Here is a 13,012-nt window from a genome sequence, read left to right as displayed (position 1 = left end):
GGTGGACGGTCACGGCGGCGGTGTGCCCCACCTGCGGTTCGCTCACCGGCGCGGGGTCGATCACCACGCCGAGGCTGTGTTCCCCCGCGCCGAGCCGTTCGGTGACGTCGACGACCAGCGGGACGAACATGCCCTCGTGCACCGCGATCCGCTCCCCGTCGAGGTACACGGCGGCCGCGTGGTCGATGCCGTCGAACTCGAGGAACGCGCGTTCGTCCGGCGCGAGCCCGTGGGTCCGCAGCCGTGTCCGGTACACCCACGTCCGCTGCGGCACCCACTCCGACAGCAGGCTCTGGGTGCCCACGTACGGGTCGGGCACCGCGCCGGCGGCCACCAGGTCGGCGAGGACGGTGCCCGGCACCCGCGCCGGCACCCACCGGTCGTCGTCGTCCGGGCTGTTCCTCGCGTGCAGCTGGGCGCGGTGCAGCTGCCAGTCGTCGCCGAGGAACCCCCGCAGCCGCCAGCCTTCGGCCAGCACGGACACCGACGCCACGACGTCCCCTCTCACCCGCTGCGGATCAGCCGCCTGCCGAGCCGAGCGCCCGACCGCGCGCTCGGCGATGATCTCGAGCAGGGTATGCGCGGTGCCCCGGTCCATCCCCTTGATTTTCCATCGATCCACTGGCACGGCCCCGCCACCTTCGTTGACGCTGAGGGTGGGCCACGCCTAACGTGACGGGCGCGCGAGAGCCGGGAGGACGCGATGGGGCGTCGGTTGGTCGTTGTGGCAGCGGTGATCGTCTGTCTGGTCAGCGCCGTGAGTGCCGTGAGTGTCTCGGCCGCCGCGGCCTCGCGTGGTGGGTTGCGGGTCGAGGTGTTGTCCGGGCCGGCGAAGTACGTCAGCGGCGGCGCCGCTCGGATCCGGGTGGACGTGCCGCGGTCGGTGGCCCTCGGCGCGGTTCGGGTCGCGCTGAACGGGGACGACGTCACCGGGGACCTCGCGCCGGCCGGCCACACGCTCGAGGGTGTGCTGCGCGGCATGCCGGTCGGCGCGAACACCGTCACCGCCGTGGCGTCGCGGCGGGAGCGGGTCTCGTTGGTGCTGGTCGACCACCCGGTCACCGGGCCCATGTTCGCCGGGCCCCACCAGGCCGACTTCTTCTGCTCGACCCCCGAGCACCTCGCCGGCTTCGACCTCACCGGGCCGTTCCTGGACGCCGACTGCTCGCTGCCCACCCGCGTCGACCACTACTACTGGTCCACGGCCAACACCTGGCGCCCGTACGACCGGACCGCGCCGCGCCCCGCCGACATGACCACCACCCCCGACGGCGGCGACTTCGTGATCCGGTGGGAACGCGGCACCATCAACCGGTTCATCTACTCGATCGCGGTGCTCGACCCGGAGGGGACGGGGCCCGCCGCCCTGCCGCACTGGAACCGCAGGCTGATCTACTACTTCGGCGGCGGCGTGGGGATCGGCCACTACCAGGGCTCGAACAACCAGGGCGAGTCGCGTTACACCTACGGGCTCGCGCACGGCTACGCGGTCACGTGGTCGACCGGCACCAAGACCGGCACGCACTACAACCTGGTGCTGGGCGGCGAGACCGCGATGATGGTCAAGTCGCGGTTCGTCACCGAGTACGGCGACCCGCTCTACACCGTCGGGCTCGGCGGCTCCGGCGGCGGCATCCAGCAGTACGTGTACGGGCAGAACCACAAGGGGCTGCTCGACGCCGCCATCCCGCAGTACTCCTACCCGGACATGGTCACGCAGACGATCCACGTCGGCGACTGCGAGCTGCTCGAACACTGGCTGGACCAGCAGGTGCTGGCCGACCCGACCTCCCGCTGGCGGCAGTGGTCCAACCGCACGACGCTGGAAGGGCTGGCCTCCTCCGACACCGTCGCGAACCCGTACCAGCCGCTGACGCCCTGGCTGGCGACGCCGGGCGCGACCGAGTGCGTCAAGGCATGGCGCGGGCTGTCCCCGCTGGTGTTGAACCCGAGGTACGGCACCGCGCCGGGCATCACGCCGGCGCAGCAGGCCCGGGTCGAGTGGACGCACTGGAACGACGCCGTGAACGTCTACGGCCGCGACCCCGCGACCGGCTACGCGCGGTCCGCCTGGGACAACGTCGGCGTGCAGTACGGGCTGGCGGCGCTGGTGGAGGGGAACCTCACGCCCGCCGAGTTCCTCGACCTCAACGCCTCCGTCGGCGGCTGGCGACAACCCCAGGACGACGTGCAGGAGGGTTGCCCGTTCGTCACGACCGCCTGTCCGTCCCATGTGGACGTCTGGAGCGCGCGGAACGTCAGCCCACCGGACGAGAACGGTGTGCGGCCCAGGACCGAGGGGAACGTCGACGCCATGCGGGCCGCCTACCGGTCCGGGCTCGTGTTCGACGGGCGGATCGACATCCCGATCATCGACTGGCGGCACTACCTCGACGCGGAGCTCGACATGCACAACGCCCGCCAGTCGTTCGCGTCCCGGCAGCGCATGCTGGACGGGCAGGGCAGTGCCGCGAACCAGGTCATCTGGTTCACCGACGCCCGCCCGGCCCGCGCGTTCGACCAGACCCCGATGGCGCTCGCGGTCATGGACGCCTGGCTGGCCAACATCCGCACCCACCCGTCCCGCGGTGTGGCGGGCAACAAGCCACCCGAGGCGGTCGACAGCTGCTTCGCCACCGACGGCACCCTGCTCTACCGCGGCCGGGACGCGTGGCGCGGCATCCTCGACCACGGCCCGGCGGGCCCGTGCACGCGAGCGTTCCCCATCCACGGCACGTCCCGCACGATCGCCGGCGGCCCCTTCGACGAGGAGGTCTTCAAGTGCGCCCTGCAGCCGGTGGCGGCGGCGGTCGCGCGTGGGCTCTACGGCTCGTGGCACCCGACGAGCGCCGAGGTCACGCGCCTGGAGCAGATCTTCCCCAGCGGCGTCTGCGACTACCGCGCACCGGATGTCGGGCGCCCTCGCCGCTAGCCTCGCGTTAACCACTTAAGCACCTGCGACCCATCGGTAGCATGACGCGCCTCTTGACACGTGTGGCGAAACCTGACATAGCTACTTAAGCGCTTGATGTCACGGCTCGACCTCAACGCGGAGGAGCATCCGATGACACCGAGAACACGCCGGTCCCTGCTCGCCACCGTCCTGTCGGTCACCCTCGCCGCGGCGCTCACCGCGCCCGCGGGGGCGGCGCCGAGGGCGTCCGGCGCGCTCGACTACCTCCGGCAGATCTCCGGCCACTACACGATCGCCGGGCAGCACAACAAGGAGCCCGCGAGCCAACCGTCCCAGTACACCGCCAAGGCGCACGACATCACCGGGCAGTACCCCGGGCTGTGGGGCGGCGACCTCTTCTTCGCCGCGGCCGACGTCGCGAACCGGCAGAAGGTGGTCGACCAGGCGAAGCTCGAGTGGAGCCACGGCGCGATCGTCACCCTCACCTGGCACATGTGCCCGCCCACCCAGGGCAGCTCCTGCGACTGGGCGACCGGTGTGGAGAGCGACCTGAACGACAGCCAGTGGGCGGAGCTACTGCGCGACGGCTCCGATCTCGACAACCGCTACAAGGCCAGGCTCGACGAGGCCGTGCCGTACCTGCGGCAACTGCGGGACGCCGGCGTGCAGGTGCTGTTCCGCCCGCTGCACGAGCTCAACGACGGCTGGGCCTGGTGGGGCGGCCGTCCGGGCGCGAACGGCAGCGCGGCGCTCTACCGGCTCACCCACGACTACCTGGTGAGCAAGGGCCTGACCAACATCGTGTGGGTCTGGGCGGTGAAGGACCTCGACATGGGCCAGGCCGGCCAGTACTACCCGGGCGCGCAGTACGTCGACGTGGCCGCGCTGGACGTGTGGATGAAGCCGAACTCGTCCGCCTCCGACTACCAGACCATGCTGGACATCGCGCAGGGCAAGCCGATCGCGCTCGGGGAGACCGGCACGATCCCCTCGCCCGAGCTGCTGGCCGCGCAGCCGAGGTGGACCTACTTCATGGAATGGTCGGAGTACCTGCAGGGCGCCAACTCCAACGCGGCGATCCAGCGCACCTACTTCGACGGGCGCGTCCTGGTCCTCACCGAGATGGGGCGTGGCTGAGGGGCATTGAGCGGTTAAGCTCGTGCGCGATGAAGCGTCTCACCATCGCCGACATCGCGCAGGCGGCCGGAGTGTCCACGGGCGCGGTCTCCTACGCGCTCAACGGCAAGCCCGGCGTCTCCCCCGCCACCCGGGAGCGGGTGCTGCGCATCGCGGACAGCCTCGGCTGGCGGCCGAGCAACGCCGCGCGCGCACTCACCCGCGACCGGGTCGGCGCGCTCGGGCTGATCGTCGACCGGCCCGCGCAGGTGCTCGGCGTGGAGCCGTTCTTCATGCAGCTGGTGGCCGGCATCGAGACCGCGCTGCGCCAGGACCCGTCGACGGCACTGACACTGCAGCTGACCGAGGACCGCGCCGCCGAGCTCGACACCTACCGGCGTTGGTGGGCCGAGCGCCGCGTCGACGGCGTGATCCTCGTCGACCTGCACGCCGACGACCCGCGGCTGGCCCTGCTCACCGAGCTGGGCATGCCCGCGGTGGCGCTCGGTCTCCCCCAGTCGCCGGCGGTCCCGTGCGTGTGGAGCGACGACGACGAGCCGATGCGGGAGGCGGTCGGGTACCTGGCCGCGCTGGGCCACCGCCGCATCGCCCGGATCGCCGGCCCCGCGGTGTTCACGCACACCGAGCGCCGGGACGCGGCGTTCACCGGCGCGGCGGCCGAACACCAGCTGGAGTGGTCGCGCACGCTGCACGCCGACTACACCGCCGACGGCGGCGCCCGGGCGGCCCGCCGCCTGCTCTCCGCCCGGGACCGGCCCACCGCGATGATCTTCGACAACGACGTGATGGCACTGGCCGCGATGGCCGCCACCCAGGAGATGGGCGTCGCGGTACCGGAGCAGCTGTCGATCCTGTCCTGGGACGACTCGGCGCTCTGCCAGCTGGTCCGGCCCGGCGTCACCGCCATGGACCGGCACATCACCCGCCACGGGGTACTGGCCGTGACCACGCTCAACGAGGTCATCACCGCCGGCACGGCCGACCACCGGCAGGCCCCGGCCCCGGTCCTGATGCCCAGGGCGAGCACCACCCGCGCCCCGAGGGACTGAAACCCGCGAGACCGACAACCCGTTGGATACCCCCTATTCGAGTGAGCCCGACGGGAAACTGTCACGAATTCCGTCACCGAGGACACGGCCCCGGCGGGCCATTTCCTCCGCCACCTCGACCGTTTCGGTGAGCAGGGTGACCAACGCCACGCCGTCCTGACCGCTCGGCGGCACCCAACCCTGGCTGAGCATCCACAAACGGTCGGCGTTGTCCCGCAGCCGGCCGGCCAGCGTGACCATCGCCATGCGCTCGCCGGTGGCCGTCGCGAGTGTTCTGGACCGGTAAGCGGCCTGCCGGCATGCGGCCGAGCAGTACCGCCTCGGCCGGCCCAGATCCCCCATCGGCATTTCGGTACCGCAGTTCTGGCAATAGCCGCTTTTCGTCACCGCAGGCCCGTGACGAAAAGGCGAAAACGCTGACCCGGCGTGGCCGGGTAGGCCGCCCCATCAGGCGATATGGGTTTCGTTGACCGGCCGGACGGCGGGGTGTGTACTAAAACAGCCATCACGGAATGGGTGCCCGAAATCGAGGCGACTCCCCGAATCCCGGCTCACTCCGGGACTGTCGCCACCCCGGGAATACCGGTCGAGCACACATCCACCCCGAATCGTGAGGAGCATTCAGTATGTCCACCCAGTATTCCCTGACCGTCACGAATAATTCGACCCAGTTCCAAGATATCGTTGTCTACCAGAAGCCCGTTGACCTCGGTGTGCCGAATGCGCTGTCACTCGCATGGCTGACGGCGCCCGCGCATCCGGGGACCACCGTCACCTTCACCTGGAGCGAGGACTACAACTTCGTGTGGGCCCAGACCGGCACCCTGCAGCCGGGCGTGACGTTCCAGGCGCAGCAGACCCTGCCGGCCGACCCGGAGAACCCGGAGAACAACCAGATCCAGTTCGGCTACCCGCAGAGCGCGTTCACCTTCGTCGAGGGCCCGGCGGCGGGTACCCCGCGGCTCGGTTCGCTCTACATCCGCACGCTGCCGGACGTGCCGGCGGACACCGCGTCCGTCGGTATCGGCATGTCGAACGCCGGCACTTTCGTCGTCAACGCGGGACCGAACCTGAACTACGTCTTCACCCCGCACCCGTCGTACTGGGTGGCGGCCGGCACGTTCACCGCCGGCCAGGTGCTGGACGTCGAGGAGATCACCAACGAGCAGGAGGTCGTCTACGCCAGCACGTTCGCGCGCAGCGCGGTGCTCGGCTCGAACAACCTGTGGTCCGTGTCCTGACGGCCCGTAGCCGCGCCTAGGAGCGCCGGGCCCGACCCGGGCGTCCGGTGCCGGTTCCTTCCCCGGACGCCCCACTCGGCGGGGCGCGCGGCCCGTCCCACCGCGCGCCCCGCCCCCATCCCTGGAGTGCCATGCTCATCCGCCTGCACCCGTGCACCGCCCCCGATCTCGCCCTCGGCGCCGACCTGGCGCTGCACCGCGCCGACACCCGCGACGCGGCGCAGCTGTGGCGGTACGACCTCACCGGCCGGCTGGCCCCCGTGGGCAGCCCGCTGGTGGTCACCGCGGTCCCCGGCGCGCTGGAGCTGGCCCTGAACCCGTTGTCCCGCAACGATCCCGCCCAGCGCTGGCTGCTCGAGCCCGACCTGCTCCGCCATCCCGCGACCGGCCTCGTGCTGCGGCCGGAGCACTTCGTGCCCGTCCCCGGCAGCCGGGTGCTGCTGGGCACCCCGACCGGCACCGACACCCAGTGCTGGCACCAGCACCGGGTGCGGGAGCCGGCCACCGCTTAGGAGAACGCATGAGGAACTACGAGAAAGTCCAGCTGGTGGCCTACGGCACGGTCACGTCCGCGCCCGTGCGGGTCCTGCCCGACCGCGAGCCGACCAAGACCGACTACCAGGACGACCTGATGATGCGGGCGGCCACGCTGTGCAACGTGGCCAACCTGATCCTGACCGACCGCCAGCCGTACGTGTCCGACCCGACGGTGCTGAAGGTGTTGGTGGTCCCCGAGTTCTACTTCCGCTACGGCGGTCCCGTGCAACCCGGCGAGGGCACGCTGAACGACAGCTACCCCAACGCGGGCGGCAAGATCACGAACATGATCGAGGAGGTGCTCGTGCCGCAGTTCTCGACCACGGACTGGAACGACTGGCTCATCGTCGCCGGTTCGGTGTTCTGGCACGTGCCCGCCAAGGACAACACGGCCGGGGAACCCCTCTTCCTGAACACGTCGATCGTCATCAACGGCGGCGAGCTGCCCGTCGGCGAGGCCGACACCAACAGCGACCCGGCCACGGTGCCCACGATGGGCCGGGTCACGACCAACCAGAAGCGGCTCATGTCGCGTCTCGACTGGTCGTTGGACCAGGGCGAGGACAAGATGAGGTGGGACGCCGCGCTCAACCCGATGTTCAAGCCCATCCTCGGCGACGCCGAGTACCTGCGCTGGCACCGGTTCAAGGCACGCGGCAAGGGCAACGCCGGCGGCCAGTCCATCGTGTTCGGCGTGGAGGTCTGCCTCGAGCACGTCCAGGCCGGCGCGAACATGCGGCCGTGCCTCGGCGTGCTGCGGCTGCTCGAGGAGGTCCAGCCGCTGCTGCCCGCGCCGGACGTGCACGTGGTCACCTCGTGCGGCATGGACCTCGACCCGGCGTTCGGCGTCGCCACCGAGCCGGGCGGGATCGCGATGCTCTGCGACGGGATGGAGCCCGACACCAACTACGCGTACCCCTGGCCGACGGCGGACGTCCGCCGGACGGTGAGCGTGAGCCGCAACGGCGTGCGTCAGCTGGCGGGTGGGCAGGTCGTGGACGGCCTCACCATCCCCGACCAGCTGCAGGTGGGCTTCCCGTACAGCTCGCGGACCCCCGCGGACCGGGTGTCGATCTGGGAGCCGGTCGACCTGCCGTGACCTGAGTGCCTGGCTTGACGGCTGGCCGGGGGCGCCGGATCTCGCCGGCGCTCCCGGCCAGCCGGGTACCCTCTGTCACGACAGGTGGACGTCGGGGAGGTGAGCGGTGCGGGCATCGACCAAGGGCCTGCTCGTCCTGCTCCTCACGCTGTTCGCGGCGACCGGGGCCACGGCGTCCGCCGCCGCGCCCGGTTACGCCACGCAGGGCTCGGTCTTCGGTGGCCCGGCGTCGGAGGTCCCCGCGACGCACCACGACCTGCGGGACTGGTTGCGCCTGCCCGTCGCCGCCCGGCACGCGCTGTCCACGCCGGCCCCGGACAGCTGGTGCGCCGTCTGCGCCACCACCGCCGGCACCTCGACGGCAGCCGGCCGGCCGGCCCCCGTCGAGGCCCGCGCCGCGGTGGCCGTCGCGGTGGCGGTCACTCCCTCCACCCGCGCTCCCCCCGTCCGCGTGCGCTGAGCCCCCATCTCGAACGGCTGCCCATCCGGTGGCCGTTGTCGCACGCGTTCCGGAAGGCCTCCAAACATGTCGTTAGCCGTTCTCGTGCTGACGCTCGCCGTCTTCGCGGCGTCCGTCGGCCTGCTCGTCGCCATGTACGTCAGGGACAAGCCGATGTACGGCTTGGTCGCGCTGGGCATACTGCTCGGCCCGGGCACGATCCTGGCGTTCACCTACGTGGCGATCGCGTGAGTCCGAGCCCTCGGGGCCCCGCCCGGGGCCTCGGGGGCGACACCCGGCGTCGCGCGCTTCCGGCAACCGAGGCCCCGCGGCGGGGTCAGTCGCCGGCGAGGACGGTGCGCAGGCGCTCCGCGAACTCCACCGGCTTGCCCGCGTAGCCGAACTCGGGTCCGAGGAAGCCGCCGTGGTGGCTGGGGAAGACGGTCGCCTCCTGGCCGAGCAGCGCGGCGGTCGCCACGGCCGTCCGGCCGGTGAAGGTGTCGCCGGTCTCCTCACCCACGGCGATGACGACCCGGGTGGGCGCCGCGGCCAGGGCGTCGGCGTCGGGCCGGTAGCTGGTGACGGGCCACGACCGGTCGGACAGCAGCGGGTCGTCCCGCTTGCCGTCGTCCTCGGTCGGGAGGCCGAAGGCCGCCGGGTCGGGTGCGGGCTGGTCGAAGTAGGCGTCGGTGTACTCGCCCTGCCACATGGTCATGCCCATGAAGACCGCCATGCCGGCACCCATGCCCTTGGCGTTGTAGGCGTCGGTGACGGCGTTCCGCGCTCGTTCGGCGGCCGACGCGTCCGGCACCACCGAGATGATCGGTGGTTCGTGCGCCACCAGCGTGGTCACGTCGTCCGGGTACGCGGCCACGAGCGCCAGTGCGGTCACCGCGCCCCCACTGCTGCCGAACAGCTCCACCGGACCGGCACCGAGCGCCTCGATGACCGCGTGGACGTCCGCCGCCTGGACCTCGGGGCGGTTGTCGCTCCGGCCGTCGGTGCGCCTGCTGCGGCCGAGGCCGCGCGGGTCGTAGGTGACCACCGTGCGGTCCGGGAGGTGCGAGGCCAGCCGGGTGAAGCCGCTCGCGTCCATCGGCTGCCCGATCATGACCAGCGGCGGGCGGCCGTCCGCCGTGGGCAGCGGGCCGTGGACGTCGTACACGATGTCGGCGCCGTCGGTGCTGAGGGTGTGGGTCTGAGTCGTCGCCATGGGGGCCTCTCCGGTCGTGAGCTGCCCAGACCCTAGCTCACGGGGTTCGCTCCGCGGTCCCGGTGATGTTGCGGGCCATGCCGCCGAACACGATGTCGTGGAACGGCGCGATCGCCTTCCAGTAGAGGTGGCCGGCCAGGCCGCGGGGTTCGAACACCGCGCGTTGGCGGTAGGTGGCGCCGCCGCCCTCCGCCGGGGTCGCGGACAGCTCCAGCCAGGCCCGGCCGGGCAGGCGCATCTCGGCGCGCAGGCGGAGCAGGGTGGGCCGGTCGAGGCGTTCGACACGCCACCAGTCCAGCGCCTCGCCGGTGTGGAGGCGCCGGGGGTCGCGGCGGCCGCGGCGCAACCCGGCGCCGCCGACGAGCCGGTCCACCCACCCGCGCACCGACCAGGCCAGCGGGAACGAGTACCAGCCGTGCTCGCCGCCGATGGACTCGATCACCGCCCAGAGCCGCGCCGGGTCGGCCCTGGTGCGGCGTTCGCGGAGGTCGACGTACACGCTGCCGCCCGACCAGTCCGGGTCGGTGGGCAGCGGGTCGGACGGGGCGGCCGCGCCGGCGTCCGACCAGCGGGTCGGCACGTCCGCGTCGCGGACGCGGGCCAGCGCCAGCTCGATGGCGCGCTCGTAGTGGGTACGGCCGCCGGCGGGGTCCGCGATGTGCTCGGCGATGGCGTCGTCGGCCGCGACGACCTCGTGCACCAGCGACTCGATCAGCGGCACGGCGATGCCGCGCGGGACCGGCGTGACCAGGTTGACCCACTGGGCGGACAGCCACGGCGTGAGCAGCGGCACCGGCACGACGACCCGGCGGGGCAGCCCGGCGACCACGGCGTAGCGGCGCATCATCTCCAGGTAGGTCAGCACGTCCGGCCCGCCGATGTCGAACGTGCCGCTCACCTGCCGCGGCACGGTCGCCGCGTGCGTGAGGTAGTGCAGGACGTCCCGCACGGCGATCGGCTGGACGCGGTTGTGCACCCAGCGCGGGGTGACCATCGCCGGCAGCCGCTCGGTCAGGTACCGCAGCATCTCGAAGCTGGCCGAGCCGGACCCGATGACGACCGCCGCGTTCAGCACGAGCGTCGGCGCACCGGAGCGCAGCAGGATCTCGCCGACCTCCCGACGCGAGGACAGGTGGGGCGAGAGGTCCTGGTCCGCCGGGGCGATCCCGCCGAGGTACACGATCCGCCCGGCCCGGGCGGCGGCGTCGGCGACGGTGCGCGCCGCACGCCGGTCGAGGTCCACGAAGTCGCGCTTGTGCAGCGAGTGGACCAGGTAGTAGACGACCTCCTGGCCGTCGACCGCGGCACGCACCGAGGCCGGGTCCCCGACATCGCCCGCGACGACCTCGACCCGGTCCCGCCACGGCACGTCGGCCAGCTTGCCGGGGTCCCGCGCCACGCACCGGACCTCGTGGCCGGCCTCGACCAGCTTCGGCACCAACCGGCCGCCGAGGTACCCCGTCGCGCCGAACACCACACACCGCATGCCGACGATCGTCGCCGAAGTACACCGTCACCGCAGCTCGACGGCTCGACCGGACGTCCGGAAAGGCGCGTCCTGAGTGGACGCCGTGGCCATCGCAGCCCGGCGGGAGATGAGTTGGTACGACCGCTGAACGGACTGCGTTCGCCGCATTTGCCGGGACGAAACAGCACGATCGCGGTCAAAGGCGTCAGGCTGTCGCAATTCCCTTCGGTCCGGATCCCGGTGAGAGCGTTTCGTATTACTGACCTGATCCGGGCGCGGCTCGGCCCACCGCGCCCGGATAACGTCAGGCTTTCTTCGCCGGCGTGCGACGCCGGGTGGAACCTTTGCTCGCGGCCACCGCCTTCGGCCTATGCGCGGACTCCTGCGCGTCCTTGTAGGCCTCGACGACATGCGAGGGGATCCGGCCACGGCCGGCCAACTCGTATCCGTTCTCGGCCGCCCACTCCCGAACCGCGGCGGCTTCACCGTTGCCGCCCGCCTTGTTACCGGGGCGCGATCCCCGCTTCAAGCGCCCGCCGGTGCGGCGGGCGGAGGAGACGTAGTCGTCGTAGACCTCGCGCAGCCGCTCGGCGTTCGCGGTGTTCAGATCGATTTCGTACATGACGCCGTCCAGACCGAACTCCACGGTCGTGACGTCGTCGGACGATGTGCCGTCCAAGTCGTCCACTAACTGAACCAAGACCTTCTGAGCCATTGCCTTCTCTCTCACGTCCCGAGGCCACGTGCGCGAATAATCGGCATTGAACGCGCACTGTATAGATACGATAGCAAATACCGCCAGGGCGCGGGGCAGCGACTTGTCCGTGAACTCATTCCGCCGGCGAGAGCGATGGTCGGACACTTAGTGGTCACGTTCATTTTTCTGGCCGAACACGCCGGTCACGAGTTCGCGAGCCGTACGTCGGCAAAACCGCCGCACACGGGGTCACAGTTGCGAAACCACCCGGTCCGGCGAAGTCGGAGTGCGGCCGTCACCGCCTCGGCCCGGCGAATCGGCCGGTTCGTCCTCGCTACTCCGGGGGTGGGTAATGCCCGCGGGAGGAACCGCGCACAGAGGGCGGCGACCTCGTCCACCACGTCCGGGCACTCGCGGAGGAAGAAAATGTCCGCCGTCGAACACACGTAGCGAGAAGTCGCTGGCGGTAACCGTACGCCATTCCCGCACGTCCCCCAGTCGGACGGTTTCGTCGTGGGCACCCGCGAACGCGGGCACCTGGCAGGCCAGCGGCGATCCGAGGTCCGCGGAGGACGGGCAGCGGCAGCGCGAGCACGTCCTCCTCCGCCACCAGCTCCGGCACCAGGCCGAAGAGCGCGCGTCGATCTCGCGCGCGACCACAGTGGACGTCGCGGCCGGGACCGTCAGGCGGCGCCGTCGCCGGCGGACTCGTCGACGCGCGGCTCGATGCGGTCGACCGTCCGCTCGCTCCAGGCCCGGATGGCCGCGGCCTGGTCGGGGGTGAGCGTGTCGAAGAAGTGGCGGCGGATGTTGCCGGCGTGGCCCCGGACGGCGCTCTGCACGACGCGCCGGCCCTCGGCGGTCAGCCCGATCCCGGCGCGGCGACCACTGGTCCCGCTCCGGACCCGCTCGACGAAACCGCGGTTCTCCATGCGGGTGAGCAGGTGGGAGACGCGGCTCTTCTCCCAGTCGAGCGAGTCGGACAGCTCACCGACGCGCAGTACGCGCCCGGGCGCCCGCCACAGCGTCACGAGCACGCTGAACTCGGCCTTGGAGATGCCGCAGTCACGCTGCAGCCCGCGGTCGAGCTCCCGCGCGAGCAGGCGTTGGGCGCGCATCCAGACGTCCCAGAGCGCCCACTCCTCGGGTTCGAGGGTCTCCGCCATGGCGGGATGGTACCGGCCAGGACAGTTGACGTGTCAACTCCACGAGTCCTAG

Annotated in this window: 13 protein-coding genes and 1 pseudogene; 8 read left to right on the top strand and 6 right to left on the bottom strand. The window is 71.6% G+C overall.

What is annotated here, in order from left to right; genetic code table 11:
• Positions 1-598, bottom strand: a 598-nt coding sequence (locus ACJ73U_RS02955) for a glycosyl hydrolase 2 galactose-binding domain-containing protein (RefSeq protein ID WP_407775934.1), incomplete at its 3' end; no start/stop codon positions are given.
• A 159-nt stretch (positions 599-757) separates the two neighbouring features.
• Here ACJ73U_RS02955 and ACJ73U_RS02950 point away from each other — a divergent pair.
• The 3 genes from ACJ73U_RS02950 to ACJ73U_RS02940 all read left to right on the top strand — a co-directional run bounded on the left by ACJ73U_RS02950 (position 758) and on the right by ACJ73U_RS02940 (position 5,100).
• Entirely contained in the window at positions 758-2,932 is a 2,175-nt protein-coding gene (locus ACJ73U_RS02950) for a DUF6351 family protein (RefSeq protein WP_407775933.1), read from the top strand.
• A gap of 132 nt (positions 2,933-3,064) precedes the next feature.
• A complete protein-coding gene (locus tag ACJ73U_RS02945) occupies positions 3,065-4,051 on the top strand; it encodes a glycoside hydrolase family 26 protein (protein ID WP_407775932.1) in 987 nt (328 codons plus the stop codon).
• A 29-nt stretch (positions 4,052-4,080) separates the two neighbouring features.
• Positions 4,081-5,100, top strand: a complete 1,020-nt coding sequence (locus ACJ73U_RS02940; protein WP_407775931.1) for a LacI family DNA-binding transcriptional regulator — start codon at positions 4,081-4,083, stop codon at positions 5,098-5,100.
• A 33-nt stretch (positions 5,101-5,133) separates the two neighbouring features.
• Here ACJ73U_RS02940 and ACJ73U_RS02935 read toward each other — a convergent pair whose 3' ends face one another.
• A complete protein-coding gene (locus tag ACJ73U_RS02935; protein WP_407775930.1) occupies positions 5,134-5,487 on the bottom strand; it encodes a hypothetical protein in 354 nt (117 codons plus the stop codon).
• Between the two features lie 239 nt (positions 5,488-5,726).
• Here ACJ73U_RS02935 and ACJ73U_RS02930 point away from each other — a divergent pair, with 239 nt between their 5' ends.
• From ACJ73U_RS02930 to ACJ73U_RS02910, 5 genes are all read left to right on the top strand, one after another.
• The gene (locus ACJ73U_RS02930) at positions 5,727-6,341 is read left to right on the top strand and encodes a hypothetical protein (RefSeq protein ID WP_407775929.1); all 615 of its coding nucleotides are present in this window, start codon (positions 5,727-5,729) and stop codon (positions 6,339-6,341) included.
• Positions 6,342-6,472: 131 nt separating this feature from the next.
• Positions 6,473-6,853: an RICIN domain-containing protein gene (locus ACJ73U_RS02925; protein ID WP_407775928.1), complete on the top strand. Its 381-nt coding sequence runs from the start codon at positions 6,473-6,475 to the stop codon at positions 6,851-6,853.
• An 8-nt stretch (positions 6,854-6,861) separates the two neighbouring features.
• Positions 6,862-7,977 (top strand): hypothetical protein, encoded by a 1,116-nt coding sequence (locus tag ACJ73U_RS02920; RefSeq protein ID WP_407775927.1) that lies wholly within the window; start codon positions 6,862-6,864, stop codon positions 7,975-7,977.
• A 106-nt stretch (positions 7,978-8,083) separates the two neighbouring features.
• Positions 8,084-8,437, top strand: coding sequence for a hypothetical protein (locus tag ACJ73U_RS02915; protein WP_407775926.1), 354 nt, complete (start codon positions 8,084-8,086; stop codon positions 8,435-8,437).
• Between the two features lie 66 nt (positions 8,438-8,503).
• Complete coding sequence (locus tag ACJ73U_RS02910) at positions 8,504-8,668, top strand: hypothetical protein (RefSeq protein WP_407775925.1); 165 nt, start codon at positions 8,504-8,506, stop codon at positions 8,666-8,668.
• A gap of 85 nt (positions 8,669-8,753) precedes the next feature.
• On the opposite strand, the gene ACJ73U_RS02905 is transcribed toward ACJ73U_RS02910, so the two are convergent.
• The 4 genes and pseudogenes from ACJ73U_RS02905 to ACJ73U_RS02890 form a co-directional block, all read right to left on the bottom strand.
• Positions 8,754-9,629 (bottom strand): alpha/beta fold hydrolase, encoded by an 876-nt coding sequence (locus tag ACJ73U_RS02905; RefSeq protein ID WP_407775924.1) that lies wholly within the window; start codon positions 9,627-9,629, stop codon positions 8,754-8,756.
• A 37-nt stretch (positions 9,630-9,666) separates the two neighbouring features.
• Positions 9,667-11,115: an SDR family oxidoreductase gene (locus ACJ73U_RS02900; RefSeq protein WP_407775923.1), complete on the bottom strand. Its 1,449-nt coding sequence runs from the start codon at positions 11,113-11,115 to the stop codon at positions 9,667-9,669.
• Positions 11,116-11,491: 376 nt separating this feature from the next.
• Positions 11,492-11,812 (bottom strand): annotated as a pseudogene (locus ACJ73U_RS02895) (Lsr2 family protein); the annotation flags it as partial.
• Positions 11,813-12,477: 665 nt separating this feature from the next.
• Complete coding sequence (locus ACJ73U_RS02890; protein ID WP_407775922.1) at positions 12,478-12,960, bottom strand: MarR family winged helix-turn-helix transcriptional regulator; 483 nt, start codon at positions 12,958-12,960, stop codon at positions 12,478-12,480.
• Between the last annotated feature and the right edge of the window lie 52 nt (positions 12,961-13,012).

It is taken from the genome of Actinophytocola sp. (genome assembly GCF_045807065.1).
In the GTDB taxonomy this organism is placed as follows: Bacteria; Actinomycetota; Actinomycetes; order Mycobacteriales; family Pseudonocardiaceae; genus Actinophytocola.
Note: the sequence above shows the minus strand (reverse complement) of the source record. Positions and strands in the feature narration are given on the sequence as shown.